At 42.9% G+C, this 25984-nt stretch carries 18 protein-coding genes, 2 pseudogenes and 1 CRISPR repeat array; of the genes and pseudogenes, 12 read left to right on the top strand and 8 right to left on the bottom strand.

Annotation, left to right across the window (positions count from 1 at the left end):
- The first annotated feature begins 128 nt into the window (after positions 1–128).
- The 7 genes and pseudogenes from V7K42_RS07820 to V7K42_RS28915 all read left to right on the top strand — a co-directional run.
- Positions 129–902, top strand: coding sequence for an SDR family oxidoreductase (locus tag V7K42_RS07820; RefSeq protein WP_334915054.1), 774 nt, complete (start codon positions 129–131; stop codon positions 900–902).
- 209 nt (positions 903–1111) lie between these two features.
- Entirely contained in the window at positions 1112–2863 is a 1752-nt protein-coding gene (locus tag V7K42_RS07815; RefSeq protein ID WP_334915052.1) for a serine/threonine-protein kinase, read from the top strand.
- A complete protein-coding gene (gene bioD, locus V7K42_RS07810) occupies positions 2863–3543 on the top strand; it encodes a dethiobiotin synthase (protein ID WP_334915050.1) in 681 nt (226 codons plus the stop codon). Before V7K42_RS07815 ends, bioD begins: the two co-directional genes overlap by 1 nt.
- A 603-nt stretch (positions 3544–4146) precedes the next feature.
- Positions 4147–5049, top strand: a complete 903-nt coding sequence (locus V7K42_RS07805) for an undecaprenyl-diphosphate phosphatase (protein WP_334915048.1) — start codon at positions 4147–4149, stop codon at positions 5047–5049.
- Positions 5050–5153: 104 nt separating this feature from the next.
- Positions 5154–5846, top strand: a complete 693-nt coding sequence (locus V7K42_RS07800) for a DUF4337 domain-containing protein (protein WP_334915046.1) — start codon at positions 5154–5156, stop codon at positions 5844–5846.
- A gap of 166 nt (positions 5847–6012) precedes the next feature.
- Positions 6013–7230 (top strand): M20 family metallopeptidase, encoded by a 1218-nt coding sequence (locus V7K42_RS07795; RefSeq protein WP_334915044.1) that lies wholly within the window; start codon positions 6013–6015, stop codon positions 7228–7230.
- 42 nt (positions 7231–7272) lie between these two features.
- Positions 7273–7404 (top strand): annotated as a pseudogene (locus V7K42_RS28915) (IS701 family transposase); the annotation flags it as partial.
- 75 nt (positions 7405–7479) lie between these two features.
- On the opposite strand, the gene V7K42_RS07790 reads toward V7K42_RS28915, so the two are convergent.
- On the bottom strand, positions 7480–8178 hold the full coding sequence (locus V7K42_RS07790) for a DUF1003 domain-containing protein (protein ID WP_334915042.1): 699 nt from the start codon (positions 8176–8178) through the stop codon (positions 7480–7482).
- Between the two features lie 868 nt (positions 8179–9046).
- Between V7K42_RS07790 and V7K42_RS07785 the strand changes: the two genes are divergently transcribed.
- Both V7K42_RS07785 and V7K42_RS07780 read left to right on the top strand, forming a co-directional pair.
- Positions 9047–10366: an acetyl ornithine aminotransferase family protein gene (locus V7K42_RS07785; RefSeq protein WP_334915040.1), complete on the top strand. Its 1320-nt coding sequence runs from the start codon at positions 9047–9049 to the stop codon at positions 10364–10366.
- A gap of 65 nt (positions 10367–10431) precedes the next feature.
- Positions 10432–11346: a DUF1338 domain-containing protein gene (locus V7K42_RS07780; RefSeq protein WP_334915038.1), complete on the top strand. Its 915-nt coding sequence runs from the start codon at positions 10432–10434 to the stop codon at positions 11344–11346.
- Between the two features lie 367 nt (positions 11347–11713).
- Here V7K42_RS07780 and V7K42_RS07775 read toward each other — a convergent pair whose 3' ends face one another.
- From V7K42_RS07775 to thrC, 6 genes and pseudogenes are all read right to left on the bottom strand, one after another.
- Positions 11714–11848, bottom strand: a complete 135-nt coding sequence (locus tag V7K42_RS07775; protein ID WP_334915036.1) for a hypothetical protein — start codon at positions 11846–11848, stop codon at positions 11714–11716.
- Positions 11849–11850: 2 nt separating this feature from the next.
- The gene (locus tag V7K42_RS28910) at positions 11851–12066 is read right to left on the bottom strand and encodes a DUF4351 domain-containing protein (protein WP_442938542.1); all 216 of its coding nucleotides are present in this window, start codon (positions 12064–12066) and stop codon (positions 11851–11853) included.
- 336 nt (positions 12067–12402) lie between these two features.
- Positions 12403–12663 (bottom strand): annotated as a pseudogene (locus tag V7K42_RS07765) (hypothetical protein); the annotation flags it as partial.
- 14 nt (positions 12664–12677) lie between these two features.
- The gene (nifJ, locus tag V7K42_RS07760) at positions 12678–16319 is read right to left on the bottom strand and encodes a pyruvate:ferredoxin (flavodoxin) oxidoreductase (protein ID WP_334915034.1); all 3642 of its coding nucleotides are present in this window, start codon (positions 16317–16319) and stop codon (positions 12678–12680) included.
- 634 nt (positions 16320–16953) lie between these two features.
- A CRISPR array of direct repeats spans positions 16954–17720; the repeat unit is 36 nt; unit sequence GTTTCCATCCCCGTTAGGGGAAGTGGTTATGGAAAG.
- Between the two features lie 326 nt (positions 17721–18046).
- A complete protein-coding gene (locus V7K42_RS07755) occupies positions 18047–18661 on the bottom strand; it encodes a chromophore lyase CpcT/CpeT (RefSeq protein WP_334915032.1) in 615 nt (204 codons plus the stop codon).
- Positions 18662–18861: 200 nt separating this feature from the next.
- Positions 18862–19953: a threonine synthase gene (gene thrC / locus V7K42_RS07750; RefSeq protein ID WP_334915030.1), complete on the bottom strand. Its 1092-nt coding sequence runs from the start codon at positions 19951–19953 to the stop codon at positions 18862–18864.
- Between the two features lie 51 nt (positions 19954–20004).
- Between thrC and V7K42_RS07745 the strand changes: the two genes are divergently transcribed.
- Both V7K42_RS07745 and V7K42_RS07740 read left to right on the top strand, forming a co-directional pair.
- Positions 20005–20139: a hypothetical protein gene (locus V7K42_RS07745; protein WP_334890499.1), complete on the top strand. Its 135-nt coding sequence runs from the start codon at positions 20005–20007 to the stop codon at positions 20137–20139.
- Between the two features lie 532 nt (positions 20140–20671).
- A complete protein-coding gene (locus V7K42_RS07740; RefSeq protein ID WP_334915028.1) occupies positions 20672–20869 on the top strand; it encodes a hypothetical protein in 198 nt (65 codons plus the stop codon).
- A gap of 84 nt (positions 20870–20953) precedes the next feature.
- Here V7K42_RS07740 and V7K42_RS07735 read toward each other — a convergent pair whose 3' ends face one another.
- Complete coding sequence (locus V7K42_RS07735; RefSeq protein WP_334915026.1) at positions 20954–23314, bottom strand: hypothetical protein; 2361 nt, start codon at positions 23312–23314, stop codon at positions 20954–20956.
- A 269-nt stretch (positions 23315–23583) separates the two neighbouring features.
- Here V7K42_RS07735 and V7K42_RS07730 point away from each other — a divergent pair, with 269 nt between their 5' ends.
- Positions 23584–25239: an iron uptake porin gene (locus tag V7K42_RS07730; protein WP_334915024.1), complete on the top strand. Its 1656-nt coding sequence runs from the start codon at positions 23584–23586 to the stop codon at positions 25237–25239.
- The last annotated feature ends 745 nt before the right edge of the window (positions 25240–25984 follow it).

Below are 25984 nucleotides of genomic sequence, written 5' to 3'. Positions count from 1 at the left end.
TAGGTAAGCCTGACAGTTACAAAGTCGCAGACTAGTTACTACTCCAATCATGGGTTGGGTGTGTCAATTTTCCCATTCACGCAACAACGCCATTTATAACTATTAACTCCTCACTCCTAACTATCCTAATGACTTCCCTACAAAATCAAATTATTTTGATCGCTGGTGCAAGTAGTGGTATTGGTACTGCTTGTGCGAGAATCTTCGCTGGTGCGGGTGCAAAACTGATTTTAGCGGCACGACGGCTAGAACGTTTGCAGCAGCTAAGAGATAGTCTCAGTAAAGAATTTAATAGTGAAATTCATTTATTACAGCTAGATGTGCGCGATCGCAGTGCTGTAGAATCTGCTATTTCTACTCTACCGTCTGCTTGGTCTGACATCGATATTCTCATCAACAATGCTGGTTTAAGTCGTGGTTTAGACAAGTTGCACGAAGGTAAATTTCAAGACTGGGAAGACATGATTGATACTAACGTTAAGGGTTTACTTTACCTTTCGCGTTATGTCATTCCGGGAATGGTGAGTCGCGATCGCGGTCATGTAGTAAATTTAGGTTCCATTGCCGGACATCAAACCTATCCTGGTGGTAATGTCTATTGTGCTACCAAAGCGGCTGTCAGAGCAATTTCTGAAGGTTTAAAACAAGACCTGTTAGGGACGCAGGTCCGTGTAACTTCCGTTGACCCTGGGATGGTAGAAACTGAATTTAGTCAGGTGCGCTTTCACGGGAACACTGAACGCGCCAACAAAGTCTACGAGGGAGTTACACCCCTGACAGCAGATGATGTGGCTGATGTGATATTTTTCTGCGTGACGCGATCGCCCCATGTCAATATTAATGAAGTTGTGTTAATGCCTGTTGACCAAGCTAGCGCTACCCTAGTTAATCGGCGAACTTGAAGGAGGCAAGGGGCAGGTTGATCCCCCTTCCTTGGGGGCGTTGCAACTTAGCATAGGCTAAATGCCCCGCTACCGCTAACAGTACTCGGAACTTAGAACTCTTCATGTGTTCTCAGAATTAGATAACGGGACTTGAAGCCTGACTTTGCGTATACTCCTAACTGGGGATCACTTCCTCCTCAGTTGCTACCACACTCAATCAATCGATCATGCAACCACCCATTAAAGTTGGCACTGTCTTGCAAAACCGTTACCGCATAATTCAAATTCTCGGACAAGGAGGATTTGGGAGAACTTATCTGGCAGAAGACCAGAGGCGCTTTAATGAACTTTGCGCGATCAAGGAATTGATTTCAACAGCAACGGAGGCTTCGGCTTTAGAAAAGGCGCAAGAGCTTTTTCACCGAGAAGCTGCCATCTTGTATCAAATAGAACACCCCCAAGTGCCTAAATTCCGGGAAAGATTTGAGCAAGACCAGCGCTTATTTTTGGTGGAGGATTACGTTGCAGGTCAGACATACCGAGCTTTACTGGATGAACGGCTAGCTGTTAATCGAACTTTCACAGAACCGGAAGTATTGCAACTGATACAGTTGTTATTGCCAGTTTTAGAGCATATTCACAGCCGAGGAATTATTCACCGGGATATCTCGCCAGAAAATATTATTTTGCGAGATAGTGATGCTAAACCTGTGTTAATTGACTTTGGGGTGGTTAAAGAACTAGCAACGCGGTTGCGATCGCCAGAGAGTGCAATGCCCGAAACCACTGTGGGAAAATTAGGCTACTCTCCTAGCGAACAAATGCAAACAGGGGGAGCTTATCCTAGCAGTGACTTGTATGCCTTAGCGGTGAGTGCGATTGTTTTGCTGACTGGTAAAGAACCAAGGGATCTATTTGACGAAAACCAATTAGCTTGGAATTGGCAGCGATGGGTAACAGTTAATCCGCGATTTGCCCAGGTTTTGAATCGAATGTTGAATCATATACCGAGCGATCGCTATCAGAGTGCTGCTAATGTATCTCAAGCACTACAACCTTTACAGCAAGTCAGCCTTCCGCCCCTGAATACGTCTAACTTGCAGACAATGGCTGTTAGTCGCCGTCCTGACTCAGTACCACCAGCAGCTTCGCCGAAGAAACAACCCGATCCAGTGATTCCACCAAGTCTCACTAGTTCAGTCTTGGATAACCCCTTAGCGATCGCAGCAATTGGCTCTGCTGTAGTGATCGTTGCCGGATTTGGTTCTTGGGCGTTGGTCAGTTCTATCCGCAGTCAGCCAAAACCATCACCAACTCAGACGCTTCCCCAAAATTTTCCTTCACCAGTTATTTCTGGTGGTGCTACATTTACATCTACATCTACTCCCACACCCACCAAAGAGCAACCTGTTGTATCTAGTAGGCGGCTCAATCTGGGAGCAGCTAATAATACAGCCACAGTTAAAGATACTCTCAAAATAAATCAAATCATCCGGTACACTTTTTTGGGACAGGAAGGTGACAACTTAACTGCATTTCTTGAGCCAGGAAGCAGCGTTTTGTTAACAGTCTTAAGTCCCAATGAACAACCAATCGATCCTAATACTCAGCAAATAACGGCGTATCAAGGCAAATTGCTGGTTACTGGTAGATATACTATTGAGTTAACACTACTTTCAGGAGTTGCCGAAAGCAATTACAACCTGAATGTTGCATTAGAAAAACCAGTTCAACCAATTCCCACAGAAACACCAATTCCAATTCCTACAGAAACACCGATTCCAATTCCTACAGAAACACCGCTCCCAATTCCCACAGAGACACCGATTCCAATTCCCACAGAAACACCGATTCCAATTCCCACAGAGACACCGATTCCAATTCCTACAGAGACACCGATTCCAACACCGACCACTGGTCAAACACAAACCTTGCCGCCGGCTGATGGAACGCAACCATTTTCTGGCCAAAGAAATTAATGTTAAACACACTACTGATTACTGGAACTGATACCGAAGCTGGTAAAACTGTTTTAACAACAGCGTTAGCAGCCTATTGGCAAAAATATTACCCACAGAGGAGCTGGGGAATCATGAAACCGATTCAATCAGGAATTGGCGATCGCGAGTGGTATCAAAAGCTATTTGCGCTAGAACAATCCTCAGAGGAAATTACACCGTTATATTTTGAAGCACCTTTAGCGCCTCCCATCGCCGCCGCCCGAGAAAATCGTCGAGTCGATTTAGCTCTTGTGTGGCAAGCTTTGTCTAAATTGCGATCGCAGCGTGATTTTGTGCTTGTAGAAGCCTTGGGAGGGTTAGGTTCGCCAATAACTGAGGAATTAACAGTAGCTGATTTAGCGGCAGAATGGCGTTTACCAACAGTATTAGTAGTGCCAGTTAGATTAGGTGCGATCGCTCAAGCAGTGGCGAACGTTGCATTAGCTAGGCAATCGCGCATCAATCTTAAAGGCATTGTTTTGAACTGCGTACAATCTCGAACAGATGCAGAAATAGCTGATTGGACACCACCGCAATTGATTCAATCACTCACTAACACCCCAGTCTTAGGCTGCTTACCCTATTTAGATAACCTGACTGATTTAGATAAACTTGCTCAAATAGCGTCAGATTTAGATTGGGAAACATTGACGCTTTGAATTGGGAATTGGGAATTGGTCTATCTTTTCTCACTCTCCACTCAGCACTGATGAGGGGCATTGGGGAAAAAGTAGCGAATGTCCAATCGCTTTTTACAAATGATGCAGTCACAGTTCTGACATAACTTGGTAATAGCTTTGTCAATAAGACGTGCAATTGTAAGAGAAGAAAAGTGAAGCTAACCTAACTTTGGTGACACACAAGGCAGGATTTACCTGCCTTATTTAATTTTTGCAGCTAAAAAACACTTCATTAGCAGATTTCGGATGTGCGAAATATGACTATTTAAAAATGTTTTTAAATAACCAAATAGTATTTATTGCCAAACGGTACGCTACCTGAACACACAATATTTTTTATTTGTATTTATAGCACAAGCCTTGGTGGTTAGGACATCAACAGATGATGAAACTTAGACACAAAAAGATTTTTCACCCAATCCCCAATCCCCAGTCCGCAATCCCCAGTCCGCAATCCCCAATCCCCAGTCCCCAGTCCCTTGCTACAGATGTCATCCAAGTGCCATGTCTTAGTCACAGAAGCGTCACTAACATAAGTTACTTTGTCGGTGTTTGATTAAAAGTAAATTATTTACGCCTGATATGATGCTTTCTTTTGTGGTGGCAAGTGCAGTCTGTGGCAATGGTAGTGAAGTGAATCTAGACTTTGCTAACCTTAGCTGGATTGACGTGATTATTTTAGGCATCGTTCAGGGAATTACAGAATTACTACCAATTAGCAGTACTGCTCATTTGCGGATAGTGCCAACTCTGTTGGGACTGAAAGATCCGGGATCTGCTTTTTCAGCAGCAATGCAGTTAGCTAGCTTGAGTGCAGTTTTAGTTTATTTTTGGCAAGACTTAAAAAAATTAACCGGAGAGACGGTTAGGGCAATTAGCGGACAAGACTATCAATCTAGTTCTTTGCAACTGATGTTGGGCTTATTGATTGGAACTTTGCCTATTGCTGTGGCTGGCGTGCTACTCAAACCAATTCTTAACGCTTGCAACTCACCAATGCGAGGGTTAGTAGTTATTGGTGCGGCTTCAATTATTATGTCAGCATTGCTAGCGATCGCCGAAAAACGCGGAGGACGCGATCGCACTTTTGACAACCTTACCCTCTGGGATGGCATTTGGGTAGGAGTTGCTCAAGCTTTTGCCCTTATCCCTGGCGTTTCTCGCTCTGGTTCCACCCTTACTGCTGGGTTATTTTTGGGTATGGAACGGGAGACATCTGCCCGATTTTCTTTTTTGTTGGGCTTACCAGCCGTGATTTTGGCAGGTGCTGTAGAACTCCATACTCTTACCAAAGCAGGACTGAGTACAGCCGGTTGGTTAACTTTGTTGATGGGATTAATCTCCGCCAGCATTTCCGCTTTTGCAGCAATTTGGGGACTCCTACGCTACCTGGAAAAACACAGTACCTTGATTTTTATTTTCTACCGCTTGGCGATGGGTGTATTTTTGATAGTTGCGGTGATGGCTGGTTGGTTGCAGAATTGATTTTAACTAAATAATGGTTAAAACTCTATCCTTTTATGGGTAGAGTATTCTGAATTCTGACTCCTGAATTCTGTTTTATCTTTAAGTGAAATTGGTATAACAATATGGACATAAACCCAATCGACCTGATTGAAGATGAAAACGATGAACCCGAAACCCCAGCTAACCGCGAAAAACGCAAAAGCCGTCTAAATAGTGCTGTTGCAATTGCAGTTGCATTGATAGCAACTTTTATAGGTATCTGCAAAATTAAAGACGATAATCTAGTTCAGGCAATGCAGCAAGCTCAAGCAAATAAAATTGACGATTGGGCGTTATACCAGGCTCGTAATATTCGTGAAGAAATAGCCAAATCAAATGTGGTGCAACTTAAATTACAATCTGTTTCTCAACCTTCTGCTGTGAGGGCTGACTATGAAAAACAGATTGCCGCTTATCAATTAATTGCTAATAATGAAGACCAGAAAAAGCAGGAACAGAAGCTAATTGCTCAAAAAGAGCAAACAACCTATGACCAGCTTAATTACCATGACGACCAGTTTGATTTAGCTGATGCCTCCTTATCGCTTTCTGTCTCACTATTTGCCATTACATCTCTATCTCAGAAAAAATGGTTGTTCTACGCCGCCTTATTTCCAACTATATTTGGCTTGGTCATGGGGTTATCGGGATTATTAAACTGGCAACTACACCCAGATGCTTTGACCAAATTACTATCCGAAAATTTCTTAGAAAAACCAGCCGAAAACAAAATAGTGCTTTCCACTCGCACTATCCCAAATCCCAAAGTGTTTTAACTTCTGCTCTACGTAACTGATTATTAGCGTAGGCGTAGCCCAACCCAGGCATCGTTTTTCAAAGAAAAACTTTTTGGTTTACTGGTTAAAAAGATTCTGATGATGATTCTTCACCATTCCCTACGATAAACTAAGTTAGCTGTACTTAAACTAGCTTGTCTTTACAATGGTTTCTACCTTTCCCAATCCCTCTTCTATCGATCTATCTCGCATCCGGTTGGCAATTCGCTCATTGCAACCACAATTGGTAGAGTGGCGGCGGCGATTGCATCAACAACCAGAGTTGGGTTTTCAAGAAAAACTGACTGCTGAGTTTGTATCACAAAAGCTGCAAGAGTGGGGAATTGAACATCAGACTGGCATTGCTCACACTGGTATTGTTGCCACCATTAAGGGTAACAAACTAGGTGCAGAGAAAGTTTTGGCGATTCGGGCAGATATGGATGCTTTGCCAATCCAAGAACTTAACGAAGTGCCGTACAAATCGCAGCATGATGGAGTGATGCACGCTTGTGGACATGATGGACATACAGCGATCGCATTAGGTACAGCTTACTATCTCCAGCAGCATCGCCAAGACTTCTCCGGTACGGTGAAAATTATCTTTCAGCCAGCAGAAGAATCACCCGGTGGTGCAAAGCCGATGATTGAAGCTGGAGTTCTGAAAAATCCTGATGTTGACGCGATTATTGGTTTGCACTTGTGGAATAATTTGCCCTTGGGAACAGTGGGTGTCCGGGCTGGGGCGTTGATGGCAGCTGTTGAGTGCTTTAACTGCACAATTTTGGGCAAAGGTGGACACGGCGCACTACCACATCAAACTGTGGATTCCGTGGTAGTTGCTGCCCAAATTGTAAATGCTTTGCAAACCATTGTCGCTCGGAATGTTAATCCCATTGATTCAGCTGTGGTGACAGTGGGCGAACTTCATGCTGGAACCAAGCGGAATGTGATTGCTGATACAGCGAGAATGAGTGCTACTGTCAGGTATTTTAATCCTAGTTTGAAAGGCTTTTTCAACCAGCGTGTCGAGCAGATTATTGCTGGAATTTGTCAAAGTCATGGTGCGAATTATGACTTAGAATACTGGTCACTTTATCCACCAGTAATTAATGATATTAAGATCGCGGAATTGGTGCGAACTGTAGCAGAAGAAGTGGTAGAAACGCCGATGGGTATTGTGCCAGAATGTCAAACTATGGCTGCTGAAGATATGTCATTCTTCTTGCAAGAGGTTCCTGGTTGCTATTTCTTCTTAGGTTCTGCTAACCCTGAGAAAGACTTGGCCTATCCTCATCACCATCCCCGGTTTGATTTTGATGAGACGGCGTTGGGAATGGGTGTGGAAATATTTGTTAGATGCGTGGAGAACTTTTTAAATTAATTGAATGGGTGTAAATTAGCTGTTTTTAATAACTACAATTTTTTAGTCTGGCTTAGGCTCAAAAATTTAACTTATCAAACTGGTCAAACAATCTATCAAATTAAGCATAGATTGTTCTCAAATTATTTAGTTCAGCAACTAAAACGCCCGGCTATTCCCATGTTTTTCGCCTAGTTGTTTGGTGCGCGGCGCATCTACACCGCGCCATCGCTTGTGATAGTTGCGTAAGTCCTGACTACGCTTACTTTGTTACTCCTGAGTTGATATTTCTTGCTGCGATAAATTTGCTAACTCTGATGCTAAGGTTTCTTCCAATAAGTCTACAATTGCGTGTGCATCAGTAGGGGACTTCATTATTTCAGCCTCTGGGTCAGAGCGATTTTTGACATTGGGAATATCTTGGCGTAATTCCTCAATCAAAGCGATGAGTTTAGCGATTTTCTGCTCAGAGAGCAGGCTGAGTTGAAGGCTAAGTTGCGCCCGTTGCTCTGCTAACTTTTCTTGTCGCTCTTGTTTAATCAATACCCCTGTTGTCACCAACAATGAACCCGCAGTCAGTGAAAATTGTAACCAAGGAAATGGAACTTCCTCAAATTTTGGTACACCTAAACGTCGTGGTAAGGCATTGGGTGTTACCCAGAGAATCATCCCAAGCAGAATGCTATACAGGAATACAGGACGACCAAAAAAGATGGTTATCGTTTCTACAAAGCGCTGGTGTTTTGAGACATTTTTTTCAGAACGTCTGTGCAATGCGATGATAGTCTCGATATTTTGACTAATAGATTCTGGTAATGGGGCAGTGGGCAGAATTTTTAGCGATACTTGCGGTGAGGCAGTCGGAGTATTGGCGGCTCCCGTCGAGTCCGAACTGCCGTTCGCCCTTGGCGTGCCGGAGGCATACCCGGAAGGTGAATCACTTGGATTTGGTTGATTGTTAGTTTGCATTGGTAGTCAAGCGTTATAAATGATTCCTTCAACTGACTAACTTCAATTTTGACTGGAAGGCGATACATGAAGGGAGAAAAAATGCATGAAAGTACCTACAGATAGATTTCGGTAGATTGCTATTGAATCAAACAAGGTTTTTGGAGTTTATTTATGGTCTTCTGACTACTGCTGAACTAACTTTTAGAGTCGCAAAAGCAACAAATGTGACTTTAAAACTAACTTTTGGAGTCGCAAAAGCAACAAATGTGATTTTAAAACTAACTTTTATGTAGACGTGGCTTACTACCTATTTTGTGGTTGAGTCGAAGACGATAGGGTTTGTTGTGTCGGAGATGCTGGTTTGTCTGGAAACCAATCTTTGAATAAGTCTGTGCCATCTTTGATTCCTGATATCAAGGCTGTAAATAAGGCTAATACACCTTGGGATTCAATGTTTTAATCACAACATTCTTGCCATCCCGATCCTCAGCAAGATAAGTAATAGCAAAGTTCTCCTGTCCTAACTATTGTTTAATTTCATACCGATCGCGGTGTAACTTTTGTCCAGAGGCCCAAGTCATTGGTTGATTATCTTAGAGAGTTGTATTAATTTTTGCATAGAGCAATTCTCTTGTAGATGTAATACACCTTTTTCTAAAAAAAGCGCTGTAGCCTGTACCCTGACATCTAATAGTGAAGCTGTTATGCTTCAAAAAATACAAGATGACGCGATCGCAGAAGTTGTGTTATGAAAACGGGCAAAGTCTTTACTATGAAGCTTTTTCGTTAAATACGTAATTACTATACCAATGGCATCAAATGCTACTGTCAGCAATCAACCTTTATCGTTTAATTATCAGTAATATGCAAAAAAATCGAAAAAATAATGTTAAGTATCCCTATTAACTTAAATTTACCTCGTACACCCCGTTTAATAACTTCCTTACCTGGGCCTCGCGCTCAAGCAATTGTACAACGCGATCGCGCCGTCACTTCCCCTTCTTACACCCGCGATTACCCGTTAGTTGTATCTCGCGGTCAGGGTTGTATGGTAGAAGATGTGGATGGCAATGTATTTCTAGATATGACCGCAGGTATAGCCGTTACCGCCACCGGACACGCCCACCCAGAAGTCGTCAAAGCAATTCAAGAACAGTCGGCGCATCTACTGCACATGTCAGGGACAGATTTTTATTATGAGCCGATGGTTGAACTAGCCGAACAATTAGCGATTCGCGCCCCTTTTCCCAATCCACACAGTAACAGTGCATTCCCTGCAAAAGTATTTTTCACCAATTCCGGGGCAGAATCCAACGAAGGAGCGATTAAACTAGCTAGATATTACACCAAGCGATCGCTAATTGTGGCCTTCTTAGGCGCATTTCACGGACGCACTTATGGCGCAATGTCTCTGACGGGTTCCAAAGCAGTGCAACGAGCAAATTTTGGGCCTTTAGTTCCTGGGGTAACTCATATTCCCTACGGCACTCACGCCAGCTTAGATTACTTGGAACAACAACTATTTGGGACAATTTTACCACCGCAAGAAGTCGCTGTGATCGTAGTCGAGCCGATTCAGGGAGAGGGTGGTTATATCGTACCAGAGGATGGTTTTTTAAAACGGATTCGGGATATTTGCGATCGCTATGGTATTCTGATGGTAGTGGATGAAGTGCAAGCGGGAATGGGGCGGACTGGGCGCTTATTTGCGATCGAGCATTGGGGAGTAATGCCTGATATTATTACTACTGCTAAAGGTATCGCCAGTGGTTTGCCTTTAGGAGCGATACTTGCAAGACCAGAGTTAATGACTTGGCCTCCTGGTTCTCACGCTACTACATTTGGCGGTAATCCCGTTGCTTGTGCTGCCGGTATTGCCACACTGCGATTGTTAGAAAGTGGTTTGATGGCAAACGCTACACAGATGGGAGAATTTTTACAAGCTAGTCTTACCCAGTTGCACCAAAGATTTCCGAGAGTATCGTTGCCACGAGGTAAAGGTTTGATGGTTGCGGTGGATTTATTGGACGAACAAGGTAATCTAGATCGTGAATTGCGCGATCGCATTATCCAAGAAGCATTTTTACGCGGTTTATTATTACTAGGTTGCGGTAAAGCCGCAATTCGTTTTTGTCCCCCTCTAGTTATCGACAGCGACCAAATTCAAATAGCCCTTCAAATTATTAGCGAGATTTTAAATTTTTAAAAGATAACGAGGACTGGGGATTGAGAGATGAGGTAGAAATGACAAATGACAAATGACAAATCTATATGAAACCCGAAATAGCCCTTAATTTATGGAAATTACTTTGGCAAGAATACAGCACCAGAGTAAATTATGCCCGTACCTACCAGCAAATGATTAATGCTGTGGGTGGGACTATTGCAAACGACCACATCGCCTTTCGGTCTTTGCGTTTATTAGTTGATAGTCCACAGGGTCAAGTTAATTTAGGAATTGACCATCTCGCACAACTTGCAGAAGCTTTAGGTTACGTGGCAGATGGAGAGTATACTTTTGCTAAAACCCATTTGTACGCCCGTCATTATCGTCATCCGCAGCAAGAGGAATTTAACTTACCCAAACTCTTTATTAGCGAGTTGATTGTTGATGAATTGCCTACTAATATTGCCCAACTCATCTCTAAAACAGTATCTACAATCCCACACGAACTGACCTCACCCCTGACTCTTCTACAAGAAGACGCGGACATTAAAACCATCGCCAAACAACTCCAACAAGTCTTTACCCGTCCTTGGCAAACCCCACAGCATTCTGTTGTTGAAGAGGTGAATCAGGTTACTCAGTATGGGGCTTGGGTGTTGCTGCACGGATATGCTGTCAACCACTTTACAGGCTACATCAACAGACAGAACACCCCAGAATATCCAGATATTGATACTACCGCTAGTGGTTTGGCTAAACTGGGTGTACCAATGAAATCAGAGATAGAGGGAAATGTTGCTTGTGGTTTGCGGCAAACTGCAACTCAAGCGGTAACAGAAATGGTGACAGTATTAGATGACAACAGTGGCGAAGAAATTCAGATTCCTTGGACTTACGCTTATTATGAAATTGCCCAGCGCTATCTAGTAGAAATTGAATCTGGAAAGCAGGTACTTTTTGATGCTTTTTTAGGGAGTAATGCCCAGCAATTATTTGAAATGACTCGTCTAGCTAAATAGCCCAGCGTAATGTTTCATAGGTTCGGTTAAGGCAAGAGATGCGATAAATCGCCGTCTCTACTCAAGGAGGATGTGTTGTAATCATTTAGACTTCTTGCAAAAATCCTTGAATCAACGCTCCCCAACCCTCCCCTTGATAAAGGGAGATTAACCCGCATTTCTCACAAGCTTAAGGGGAAGGATGGGCAGAGGGGCAGAGGGGCAGAGGAGCGGAGGGGCGGAGGAGCGGAGGGGCAGAGGGGAAAGAACTTGGTATTTGAACTCTCCTCTGCTCCCCTGCTCCCCTGCTCCCTTGCTCAAGCGCAGGCTTAATCGAGATGTGGTGAGAAATCCGGGATTAAGGGGGGTGTATTCGACTGATTAGATTTTAGTAATGAGCGATCGCCTGTATGATTTCAGATAATGGTGCGTCACTGAATAGCCCGTCATAGCGATCGCTTGTACGGTTTGATGGTGCGATCGCTTTTGCTCTAATCTGAGAAAGTGCGATCGCACATAGCATCACTAACCTTTATTTTGCACTAACCAAGCTTCTAAATCGGTTAAATCCGAAAAATCAAGTAAAGCCTCAGCTAAATCATCCAACTGTGTTGAGTCTAAAGCTTGTATTTTCAATAACTGTGTAGGTGGAACAGTTCCCACCTTACGCCGAAGTAGTCGGATAACAATCGATAAAGCTTTTTCCTGCTGGATATCTTGATAAATTACAGACTCGCGCATAGCATCACTCCGTAATAACCTTTTAATCAGTTCTTTGTTTAATACTAGTCCAGCTAATACTGCCGTTGACGCAGCAATATTACTTTGTGTTCGGGTGTCGTTTATTTGCTCAATAGCTTGTGCAACCTGTTGTAATGTTCGCGTTTTATCCCTCTTCTGTCACTCTCCGAAAACATTTGCCATTTCCGAATTCTAGAGCTTTTGTATAGCAACCGATTGCGCGATTCTTTTCTAATAACAAATACAAGACCTATTTTTTTCTAATAGTATAGCTTGTATTGATTGCCTCATGAGGCTTCTAGCGATCGCCCTCCCGGAGAGTGACAGAAGAGGGTTATCCTCAGTTTGACTGAGAGTTGCGAACGGTAACAAACCAGGAGTATTCAAAAATATGTCGCTGGGTTGCTCCCAAAGACGAATGACTCCAAATTCATGACGAGTATTTTCTAAAATAAAAGCTGTTTGCTGAACTAATTCGGATGTGGTGGGTTGCAGGTAAATCACAACTTGATGCATCCGCTTGCGGGGAAATCTGCGATACACCCTTAACCGATAATCAGTCATCCGAAAGGGAATTTCGGCTTTTGCTTCGGTTTGGACACCCCAGATATTCAGAGAATCTCACGCTTTGCCATGTATTGGTACATCTGCCAACGGGCATCTACCTCAGCTTGGGCTTGTTCTAATAAGTGTTTGGCTACATCGGGTTTACTCTTGGTAAGCATTTTGAAGCGATTTTCTTGATACATTGAATCTTCTACCGATTGCGTAGGCGATCGCATATCCAATTGCAATGGATTTTTACCCTGATTAAGCAATTCTGGATTATGCCGATACAGCAACCAACGACCTGATTCTACCAGAGTTTTTTGATGATTCATCCCGGTAGTCATGTTTATGCCGTGGGCGATGCAATGGCTGTAAGCAATAATTATTGATGGCCCATCATAAGCCTCTGCTTCCAAAAATGCTTTGAGAGTATGTTCGTCTCTAGCACCAAGGGCTACACTCGCTACGTAGACATTTCCGTAGGTCATCGCAATCATTCCCAAGTCTTTCTTCGGTGCAGACTTACCACTGGCGGCATATTTAGCAACTGCGGCTCGTGGCGTGGCTTTAGAAGATTGACCGCCTGTATTAGAATACACTTCTGTATCCATGATCAAGATGTTGACATTTCGACCACTGGCAATTACATGATCGATGCCGCCAAAATCAATATCATAAGCCCAACCGTCACCGCCAACAATCCAGACGCTTTTTCTTACTAAATAATCGGCAAGGGATTTGAGATTTTGGATTTTAGATTTGAGGTTAGGATCGAAAGTGACAATTTCATCTAACTTCTGTTGCAAAAGTTCTATTCTTTCGCGCTGTTCCCAAATGTCAGCTTCAGATTTTTGTTCAGCTTTCAGGATGGAGTAGACAAGGTTTTCATCTATTTCACTCCCCAACTGTTGCAACAATTCTGCCGCAAACTCAGCTTGTTTATCCAGAGAAAGACGGAAGCCAAAACCGAATTCGGCGTTATCTTCAAATAAATTATTAGACCACGCGGGGCCGCGTCCTTGGGCGTTGGTTGTCCAAGGAGTGGTGGGGAGATTTCCGCCATAAATTGAGGAACAACCTGTTGCATTGGCGATGACGGCGCGATCGCCAAACAGTTGTGTTAATAATTTTAAATAAGGTGTTTCACCACAACCTGCACAAGCACCAGAGAATTCAAATAGGGGTTCTTGCAGTTGTTGTTGGCGAATCTGGTTCAACTTTAGCGATCGCCTGTCAGGATTAGGTAAACTCAAGAAGAAATCCCAGTTTTTCCGCTCTTGTTCTTGTAAAGGTAACTGCTGCGCCATGTTAATCGCTTTCCGCAATGGCTCAGATTTATCTTTAGCAGGGCAAATATTTACACAAATAGTACATCCAGTGCAATCTTCTGGGGCAACTTGAATAGTAAATTTTTGATTGGCAAAGTCTTTATCTTTTGCACCAGTTGATTTAAAAGTTCCTGGTGCATTAACTAACTCATCCTCTTGATAAGCTTTAGCGCGAATGGCACTATGAGGGCAAACCATCACACACTTACCACACTGAACGCAGACATCAGGCTCCCATACAGGTATCTCTTCGGCAACGTTGCGTTTTTCCCACTTGGCAGTACCTACGGGAAATGTCCCATCAACGGGTAGAGTGCTAACAGCTAAATCATCACCTTCCCATACCATGATTTTCCCCAGAACTTCCTGCACAAATTCGGGAGCGGAGTCTGACAATTTTGAATTTTGAATTTTGAATTTTGAATTGTTGATTGTTTGTGGGACATCTACTTTATGCAAGTTGTCTAAGGTGTTGTCTACGGCTTGTAGGTTCATGCGGACAACTTCAGCGCCTTTTTTACCATAGGTCTTATCAATCGCTTGTTTGATTTTAGCGATCGCTTCTTCTTGCGGCAAGACTCCCGCCAAAGCAAAGAAGCATACCTGCATAATGGTGTTAATTCTGCCACCCATGCCACTTTCACGGGCAACCTGGCTAGCATTTATGATATATAACTTTAAATGCTTATCGATAATTTGCTGCTGCACTTTGAGCGGCAAATTTTCCCAGACGCTATCTGGATCATAAGGACTGTTAAGCAGCAAAGTCGCCCCAGGAATAGCAGCTTTCAAAATATCTATGCGTTCTAGAAATCCCCAATGATGACAGCCAATAAAGTTAGCTTGGTCAATTAAGTAGGTAGAGCGAATTGGCTCTTTACCAAAGCGGAGGTGAGAGACAGTCATCGAGCCAGATTTCTTGGAATCGTAGACAAAGTAGCCTTGGGCGTAATTGTCGGTTTCTTCACCAATAATCTTGATGGAATTTTTGTTAGCTCCAACAGTACCATCTGAACCTAAACCATAAAACATTGCCCGAACAACACGATCCGATTCTGTAGAGAATTTGGGGTCAAATTTTAGAGAAGTGTAAGTAACATCATCATTAATCCCAATCGTAAAATGGTTCTTCGGTTTAGCTTCAGCAAGATTATCAAAAATACCCTTCACCATCGCCGGAGTAAATTCTTTAGAAGAAAGACCGTAACGACCACCGATGATTTTGGGCAGAGGGGCAGAGGAGCGGAGGGGCAGAGGGGAAAGACTTACTAAAACTTCCCCTCTGCTCCCCTGCTCCCCTGCTCCCCTGCTCTCATCCCCCCAGGCTTCATGGATAGCAGCTACAACATCCAAATACAAAGGCTCCCCGGCGCTACCTGCTTCTTTGGTGCGGTCAAGAACTGCGATCGCTTTTACACTACTTGGCAAGGCTGCAACAAATTTTTGGACATCAAAGGGGCGATAAAGTCGCACTTTCACTACACCAAGTTTTTCACCACAGGCGTTAAGATAATCTATCGTTTCATGGACGGTTTCACAGCCTGAACCCATAAGAACGATAACGCGATCGGCATCTTTCGCACCGTAATATTCATAGATTTTATAATGTCTTCCTGTGCGTTCTCCAAATTCATCCATGATGCGCTGGACAATTTCTGGACAAGCGTTGTAGTAAAGGTTCGCGCCTTCCCGTCCTTGGAAGTAGACATCAGGGTTTTGGGCAGTCCCCCGCAATACGGGACGATCTGGGGTAAGGGCGCGGCTGCGGTGGGCGAGTATGAGATGATCGTGGATGAGCGATCGCAAATCGTCATCTGAAAGTAGTTTGACCTTCTGGACTTCATGGGAAGTGCGGAAGCCATCAAAGAAGTGCATAAATGAGACTCGCGTCTCTAAAGTAGCAGCATGGGCGATGAGAGCAAAATCTTGACTTTCTTGCACCGAAGCCGAACACAGCAGGGCAAAACCAGTAGCACGAGCCGCCATCACATCGCTATGATCGCCAAAAATTGATAAAGCGTGGGTAGCCAAAGAACGGGCTGCAACGTGAACCACAGCGCTAGTCAACTCACCAGCAATTTTGTAGAAATTGGGAATCATCAACAATAATCCCTGAGATGCTGTGAAGGTGGTACTCAGGGAACCTGTTTGCAATGCCCCATGCACGGCTGCTGCGGCTCCCCCTTCGCTTTGCATCTGCACAACGCTGGGAATAGTACCCCAGAGGTTAGGACGACCTTCGGCTGACCAAGCATCTGCCCATTCACCCATTGCTGAAGAGGGGGTGATAGGATAAATGGCGATCGCTTCATTTAATTTGTAAGCAACACGGGCGACAGCTTCATTCCCATCAATGGTTGCAAAGGTTTTGTTCATAATCTGATTTTTGTCCCCGTCTCTCAGTGTAAATAGAAGAGCAGAATTCAGGAGTCAGTCATCAAAGTAATTTTTAATTGATAATGACGCTTGCAGACTCGCTAACACAATTTGTAGTTCCATCAGTGTTACCTTCCGTACCCTCTTAGAGGTTGAATGAACAAGTATTTCCCTATAATTTTAGGCACTCTTAGATCCCTTCTAACCCACGCCGATTGCCCCACTTGGGGAGACCCCTTGGCGTTAGCCTCTCCTTTGGAAGAAGACCGCACTGGCTCCCCTTAAAAAGGGCGGAATCGGAATCAAAGTCCCCCTTTTTAAGGGGGATTTAGGGGGATCTAAAACTTTTGATACCGACAAGAGAACTCGTTCATTCATCCTCTTAATTACGAATTAGTTTTGTACCTTACTGAATGACAAACATAGGATTTACCATTATTGAAATGATGATTTATTAATGCCTTTGGACTCTTTAATTAACTTTCAATAAATACTTCATATATTAGTATCTCATCCTAAATACCGCGTCTATTAATATGTATTAATCATGTACTCAATAGCAAAAAGACTTATTAGATAAGGCTTTCAGTTAATAGATTATTTTTTGTGGGGTATGGGGTCGGGTTTCTGTCTAGTTTTTATCCCCGTTAGGGGAAGTGGTTATGGAAAGTGAAGAGTATTCAACAATGCACCAAGTTGGCTCGTGTTTCCATCCCCGTTAGGGGAAGTGGTTATGGAAAGTAAATGCGACCTCAGTTGAGCTTCGTGATTTAGTGTTTCCATCCCCGTTAGGGGAAGTGGTTATGGAAAGTCACCCTGTGTCTATTTACAAATCCTGACTTCTCAATAAAGTGTTTCCATCCCCGTTATGGGAAGTGGTTATGGAAAGCATTTCAAAAACCTAAAATAAAGTTTGTGTATTGTATTGTTTCCATCCCCGTTAGGGGAAGTGGTTATGGAAAGTTGGACTTTGGTGGAGTGATAAAAGACCAAGTTAATGTTTCCATCCCCGTTAGGGGAAGTGGTTATGGAAAGTTCAAAATTTGGAATCAAAAATGCTAACAGCAACGTTTCCATCCCCGTTAGGGGAAGTGGTTATGGAAAGGGAAAGCCTGATTGCACAGTCGTTTTTCTAAGAAATGGTATGGTTTCCATCCCCGTTAGGGGAAGTGGTTATGGAAAGACATAATTGATTTAAGGCAAAAAGTCGCTCAAAAGTTTCCATCCCCGTTAGGGGAAGTGGTTATGGAAAGTTGGATTAGGAGTTGGAAGCAGCTGGCTGGATATAAAGTTTCCATCCCCGTTAGGGGAAGTGGTTATGGAAAGTAAAAGTGGTGATAAAATCATGTTAAGAATTAATAATTCGTTTCCATCCCCGTTAGGGGAAGTGGTTATGGAAAGAGTTACCTTTTGAAACCCTTACTAGGAGAGTGTTTCAGACCTCCTATTCGACACCACTTTTGAGAATGTCAATAAAGACGATAAAATTCTCAATTAGCAGGGGATTTTTTCGCCGAAAACCCTTACTGTACAAGTAATCGACACCAGTCAACGAAGTTATGCGGTTTTCAAGGTTCTGAGGAGTGGTGTCGATTAACTTGAACACTTAGCTAAAACAGTAAAATCTGTTACTAAAATCTGTCAAGTATTTAATAAATAAATTAACATCACAGTTGTAAGCGGGGATGTAGTGAAATGGCCATTCACCAACATCTATCCACAAGCGGCTAACTGTGAGCATCCAGCGCGTTAATTAGCTTGACTTCATCGGCAAAATTTGCCCATCGGACAAAGTGAAATGGGCCGGCGATGGAACCCCACAGACGCTCATCAGTGTCTAAATCCCTTCCCCGGTCGAGGCTGAAAAATTCTTTAGCGTCAATCTCAAATTCATTATCTAGATAAGTATTTTTGCCGTCACGAACCACAATGCAACCTTTACCGGGTTCAACTCTGCCTTTAAAGCTATTACCTGTCCACTCTACAACCATGTTGCAACCTGACATTTTTTCCAATTGATCAACGGATAAATCTTTTAAACGTTCAGGTTCACGGGATGCACCGTAAAATTTTTGTTCTTCTTTAAGGGTGTAGTGTTCAATAATAATGTGGTTTTCTGCCGGAATCAACTTCATTACCCGCATCCGGTAGGGTTGATTGAGCATAAAATCATAAGCTTGTTCGAGAAACAAACTTACCCCTGAGAACAATTCTAAGGGAAGGGGACGGATACACACGCGAATGTGGGCATAAAAAGGCGGATTTTCAAAAGCTTGTTCTTGATTACTAAAATCAGCTGCCATCCACCGGGCTAAGGTAGCAATATCAGTAGAATGAGTCACGTCGCTTCGCTCCGAATTCAAAATTCAAAATTCAAAATTAATAATCACCAAATTTTTCTTTGCGCTCTTTGTTTGGTGTTCTCTGCGTCTGGAGTGGCTAAATAAATTATTTTTATACCGCAGAGGCGCAAAGAACGCAGAGAAGAAACAAGAGATTTTATCAGTCATTTTGAAAGGGCTAGTTATAGATATTATCCTGCTTAAAATCCCATTGCCTCGGCGACTGCGCCCAATTCGGCTGCAATTCCCTGTTTAAATTGACTGTGATTGTATTTAATAGCTGTATCTGGGTCTTTTAGACCATTGCCTGTGAGGACACAAACCACTGTCGCCCCTGTGGGAATTTGGTCTTTTACCTGCAATAACCCGGCTACAGAAGCGGCGCTCGCGGGTTCGCAGAAGATGCCTTCTGATGCTGCTAAAAGCCGATAAGCGTCGAGAATTTCTGCATCGGTAACGGCGTGGAAATTTCCCTGGCTTGCGGTTTGGGCTGCGATCGCTAATTCCCAGCTAGCGGGGTTGCCAATGCGAATTGCTGTCGCGAGGGTTTCGGGATGCGCCACGGGCTGACCATGTACTAATGGGGCTGCACCTGCGGCTTGGAATCCCATCATTCGAGGCAAGCGATCGCACTTTCCATCTTGATGGTATTGACAAAAGCCCATCCAATATGCAGTAATATTACCTGCATTCCCAACGGGGATGCACAACCAGTCTGGGGCATCACCCAAGGCATCGACAATTTCAAAGGCTCCTGTTTTCTGCCCTTCTAGGCGGTAGGGATTGACCGAATTTACCAATGTTACCGGATAGCTTTCGGCCATCTCGCGGACAATTTCTAGCGCTTGGTCAAAATTTCCTTTTATTGCCAATACTTCTGCACCGTAAAGTAATGCTTGGGCTAACTTGCCTAATGCTACATAACCATCGGGAATTAATACAAAGGCATTCATCCCCCCACGTCTGGCATAGGCTGCGGCGGCGGCTGAGGTGTTACCCGTGCTGGCACAAATTACTGCTTTTGCTCCTGCTTCCTTGGCCTTAGAAATTGCCATAGTCATCCCCCGGTCTTTGAAGCTGCCGGTAGGATTGAGACCATCATATTTTACAAAAACCCGTACTTGTCTGCCAATACGTTCTGCGATCGCTGGTACTGGTATTAGAGGTGTGTTTCCCTCCAACAGAGTGACGACTGGTGTTTTTTCGCTCACAGGCAAGTATTGGCGATAGGCTTCTATCAGTCCAGGCCAGGGTTGGCGATGAGATTTAGCAACAGATAGGCTCAAAGTCACGGGATTTAAAATTTCTTAATGTAAGGATTGGATATTTAGAGAGGGTGGCAGATGGAAGCATCGGATGGGGAAGAGGAAGAAAGTGGATTTTTCTTTGCCCTGTCCCAGCCCCTTAATTGCAAAAGAATATTACTTAAGAGTATTATTTTTTGGGGTGCAGGTGTTTCACTTGCCATTTTTATTTAGAATACCAGTTAAATACGCAATGTGCTGTCTCTCCTTGGCAGTAGCCTTGGGCAAGTTAGTTGTCCATTTAATCTTGCTGGGAGCAATGCTCTAACAGTGAGGTGGGTAAGCAGGGGAGGCAGGGGATGCTCTTGAGGCAGTGGGGAATCAAGAAATTAAGTGTATTTTGGACTATCTTGGCAGCAAAAATTACTAAATATTTCTCTTTACTCCCCCTGCCTCCCCTACTCCCCCTTCCCCAAGTGCTCATTGGACGATGATCTCACTTTTTCGCGTTGCTCCCATCTTGCTTGGGCTTCGTAGTTCTGGGAGGGCTTTCGGTAAGCGTGACACTTTGACTGTTACAAAAATGTAAGTGCAATGGGGGCAGTGTTTTCTTTGGAACACAGCCATTCTGTTCATCGTCTCTTATGATTGAACCGAAAACACATTAGAGTAATTGATTGAAAATACACAATATTTTAATAAAGCTTAAAAGAGCATTATTATATTATTTCTAATGGTGTGAATTAAATTGTGGATTTAATTAACGATGCCTACTTGTTTATCTAGTGTTTCCGATCGCGAATCCCAGGCTAACTGGGTCAGTAAGCTAACCAAGTCTTATTATCAAGACGATCAGCAAGCTAAATTTATGCATTTACAAGCAGAAGTAGACTCTCTGTTGCAGCAGTTGGAAAACTTGAAGCACCAACGTTTAGCCGACACAGAGACTAGCCAAGAAGAATAAGTCAGTTTTGGAAATAGCGATGTCTCCGACGGGCTATTCGGTGTCGCCAGTGCCTCTTTAATTTAAATTTGAGTAAGGGGCGTGCTATTCAAAGCGCTGATTTTTCTCTGACCAGCGCCTCAAACTGTAGTTATGAGCATTTTCTACTAGCAAAGCTAAGGATTGCACATTTGAAAGCCTGGCGATCGCAGAGAGTCTTTGTAAATCATTTCCTGTAAAATCAGTGTAAATGACTTGATTGCGATCGGACAAAATTATAGTCCGGTCGCGGTGTTGCTCTATATTTCCCCCCTGAATTTCAGGTGGAGACTGATTCAAAGATGCGATTGCTGCTGCTGAGATAGTCAGTATTATCTCTGGTTGAGCGTTATTTGTTAAATCAATTACTTGAACGGGCCAATCACCCAACTTTTGCTGCATCTGCTCAAAGCTAGGAATAGCACCAGCCGGAACTTCACCAGATTGCTGTAAAGATTTCCACAGACTCGATAATATTACCTTCACCCCTTGGGGATTTTGTTGATACAGTTCTTGTAGGGTGATGGGAGATGGTTGTATCCATTCCAGTGCTGCATTTGTCAAGGCTAAAGGTTTGGGTTGAATAACATCATTTTGACTCTCTGGAATTTTTGGCCCCACAGCTAATAGGCGCAAAATTTTACCCTGTAGTTGTACCGCTTTTATCGCCGCGATAGTAATTTTTTGTTCTCCATTTGGCAACCAGACTATAATCTGGATTTCCGGGTCAGAAGTGATTCCCAAAGTTTTCCAGAAAAATTTGGCAGTATCAGTTTTGGGTGGGTTCAAATTCTCAAAGGGAGAATTTAGCCAGCTTTTACCATCATTGAATGCACTTACCTCTACTTGGTACCAAACTTGGTTATCCGTGAGTTTCAAGTCTGCTGGAGAATTGGGTTGCAACCACTCGGTGCTAGTAACTTGAGTAATTGGTTGCACTGTACCGACAATTTCACTAGGGTGAGTAGAGGATATTTGCGATTTTGCATCCTCACCATTGAGTCTTGCTAACAGACCTTGAATATAGGCAAGATTATCTTTTGTAATTTGTGGTTGCGCTTTTAACCAGGAATTAGCATGTTCTTCTCCCTGCTGAACAGCTAAAGTCAGCGCAAACCAAGCTTGCACCTCTAGTCTATTTGGGTTCACCCGCAACGCCGTTGCAATTCGATTCCATAACCGGTTCTTATCCGCTTTCAGTAGAGTAGCAATTTCTTGGACATTATGTGGTGACGCTTCAAACACCTGTAAAGCTTTCTCCCAGCGACCATCAATCAAGTTTGCTAGTACTTCTTGACTAGGACTTGCCCATTTTTTCTGGGCTTGGATTTTAGTAAGTTTGGAATGCAAACGAATCAAATCCATTTGCGCTTGCGCCGCCTGTGGAAAAACTCCTTTGTGCTGTTTCTTGATGAATTTCAACCATTCAAAGGCTGGTGTCCACAGTCCACTACGGGCAATTGCTAGGGCGTTTTGGTATGCAGAATCCTTGAGGGCTGCTGATTTGAGGCTAATCGCCTCCAATTCAATTGGTTTGAGTAATAACTTCACAGGCTTGACTTGGTAAACCTGTAAATGCGGTTCTAAACCTACTGTTTCATCAACAACTAACTCTTTTGTCGCATCATCAGTTACCTGTTGCCATTTGGGTAATTGTCCGTTGGGACTTGTCCAAGACAACATTTGGATTAAATTGGTGCGTTCTGGATTGTAATATACAATGTGACCGTAAGCGATCGCACCACTTCCTTGTTGGCGTTTACCCCACAAATTAAACCAAACCCCTGGTGATGGAGTCCCATCGTCAAACCGTTGCACTTCAGTTAAAGGTAAAGGAACGCTGATATCTTGCAGTTCTAATGTTCCATCAAGTGAGGGAGAAATCACAAAGGATTCTTCTGGCCCAGTTACAGATAATTGAGTCGTTAGGTAGTAGTAATTTTCTGACTGAGATTTAAACTCTAACTCTTTTGAGCGCTCGTAAACCCTTAGTTCCACAAGCTTTTTACAATCCGATTGACAATTAGCACGCTGCTGCCAAACTGGCAGTAAAAAAGAGTCTTTTGCATCCTGGCGTAAAGGTAGATTTTCCCCAAATATTTGGTTTTTTTGACTCAAATCGAGTTGAATTTGTTTGAGGGTTTTGGGGCGTTCGTGCTTACCAAGGGGGATTTGCGCCCATGCAGGTAAAATTTTATTTAGCCAGCTTACCTGGTCTGGATTGAAGATGAAGAGAACACTAATCCAGGCAAAAGCCATAACTAGACTAGCACTACTCAACAGAATTGCGATCGCTAACGTTGACGATAACCAACTTCCCCCTTTAAGCTTCTTCCGGGGTTTTTTAACGATGCGCTTCATCACACCTGCATGAGGTTTATTTTGTTTAGAGGCTTTTGGTATCAGCTTGCGTGGACGATTTGCCATAGATTGGGGATTAGAAAGAGAGGATTGGGAATTGAGAAAACTCTTTCCTAGTTCCCAGTACCTAGTCCCCAGTCTCCAATACCCAATACTTTGTTATACTCGTCCTTTCAGAAGTTGCCCAGAAAGATTTAAGTCTTATTTGAACAAAATCCGTAAATTTTCCCAGGTGAACGCTAAAGAATAGCGAATACACTCTTCACTTAAGTATGTGAGCCGAGTGTAAAAAGTTGAAAGGTATAGTTATTAGCCGCAGTCATCAAAAAACCTGGATGCTCGCATGGTTACTAATTGCGGGAGTAAATGGAGTTGTACAAAAAGCATCAGCACAAGAGTACATCAATGTAGAAACTACTCAAGCGCACGAGAGTACAGATTTAAATTCTCCTCCCCTCTCCCCAATAAATCCGATGGCGCAAGTGACATCGGTTTCTCAACTCAAGGACGTACAACCCAACGATTGGGCATTCCAAGCATTACAGTCTTTGGTGGAACGCTATGGCTGTATAGCAGGGTATCCAGATAGTAGCTATCGCGGTAATCGCGCTTTAACTCGGTATGAATTCGCCGCCGGAGTGAATGCTTGCTTAGATAGAGTCAATGAATTAATCACTACAGCCACTAGCGATTTAGTCACCCGCGAAGATTTAGCAATATTACAAAAATTGCAGTCAGAATTTGCCCCTGAATTAGCAACTTTGCGGGGTCGTGTCGATAGTTTAGAAGCCAGAACTGGCGAAATTGAAGCTAAGCAATTCTCAACAACAACCAAACTCAGTGGACTACTAATAGTTGGTATCCAAGGACGGACTAACAACCGTGGTGATGTTAATCCTAGAGATGGACAAAAAGATACAGATGATGTCGGAACAAACACTGATGTTATTTCCTTGGCGCAACTATATTTAACTAGTCAAATCACTCCTAGTAGTTATTTGTTTACGGGTCTTTTAGCTGCTAGAGGTACTAGTGCGCCAAGATTTACCAATAGTGTTTCTCGGAATGATGTTTTACTTGGCTATGAATTTCCTACAGAGAGCTTGATTGTAAGTGACCTCAATTTTCATTGGTTGGTAACAGATAAATTAGCAGTGATGGTAGGAACGGAAGGTGTAAGTATGCCTACTGCTTTCCGAGGCCCAAATCGAGTAGAAAGTGCTGCAACAGGGCCATTGTCTTATTTTGCCCAAAGAAACCCAATTTTAAATATGGGATATGGTCACGGCGGTATAGCTATTGATTGGCAATTTGCTAAACGCGCTAGTTTACAGGCAATTTATACTGCTTATCAACCAGGAAACCCCGCTAAAGGTAGCGGTTTATTTGATGGAACCAGAACTACAGGTGTGCAATTGCTGCTGACACCAACCGATACTCTCGATTTAAGTTTGTATTACGTTAACAATTACTCTTCAGATGGTTGTTTACTAACCTTTGTTGGTGATGAATGCTTAACTGCGGTTAATACAACTACCGGGAAATCAGCGCCATTACAAACCAACGCTGTAGGTGCGACTATAACTTGGCAAGTTTCTCCTCATCTGAGCGCAGGTGCATGGGGTGGTTATACTAAATCTTATATTCCTGGGCAATCGGGAAATGTAGAGACGACAAATTATATGGTGTTTCTGAATTTCCCTGATTTATTGAAGAAAGGAAATTTAGGCGGAATTTATGTCGGTCAACCTCCTAAAATCACCAGTAGCGACCTACCTGTAGGGAATAATGTCCCTGATTTTATTAATACTGGCTTAGGACGTGCAGGTGGACAACCAGGGACAACCACTCAAATTGAGGCATTTTATCGTTTTCAGCTAACAGATAACATCAGCATTACACCAGGAATAATTCATCTATTGCAACCTGGTAACACACCAGATAATGACTCAGTTACCATTGGCATTCTGCGGAGTGCTTTTAGTTTTTAATTTTGTTTGCAGATAAACATCATAGGACTGACAGCATTTTTCAGGTAAGATGACCAGTCGAGAAATTAAGCTTTTTGGTGATTTTTGCGTAACTTCTGGAAATATAAAAAAAGGTTTGGCGGTGAACCAAACCTCTATATAAATAAATCCAGTGCATAACAACATCCCGAATTAATTTACTCATTATTATATTCATAGGGCATCTTCCTATAGGATGTGTGCAAATATCCTCAAACCTGATGTCCTATTTTTCGAGTATAATCGAATACCTAAAAAATAAAACTGCAAGCAAAATAAAAGACGGGATGATTCATCCCGTCCAAATAGCTTGAAAGTGGCAATGCACCTTGGACTCTGCAAAAAACTATCACAAATAAAACTTAATAGGTTGTAAGAGGATGTTTTAAAAGTCATGATTGATGTATCAAAAAATCAGCAATAAAAAAGACGGAGGTTAGCCCGTCTTCTGTATAATAAGTAAAAACATCTTGGTAATTTCTGCAATATATCAAAATTCTTTAATCACAATCTGCCAAATTGCCAAATACTCACCAATCAAACACAAATATTAATTTCTCTGTAATTGGGTATTTTGATAAGCTATAAATTTTACCTCTCATTAAAAATTAATAGTTCCTTAAAGGGTAAGTAGATGGGCGTTAATAAATATAATATGTTCCGTCATTGCGAAGCAATCGTAATGCTTTGCAATGATATCTTATATTTAATTATGCCTACCTACTTA

The organism is Nostoc sp. (assembly GCF_036917455.1).
In the GTDB taxonomy this organism is placed as follows: domain Bacteria; phylum Cyanobacteriota; class Cyanobacteriia; order Cyanobacteriales; family Nostocaceae; genus Nostoc.
This window is presented reverse-complemented; position numbering and strand designations above follow the sequence as displayed.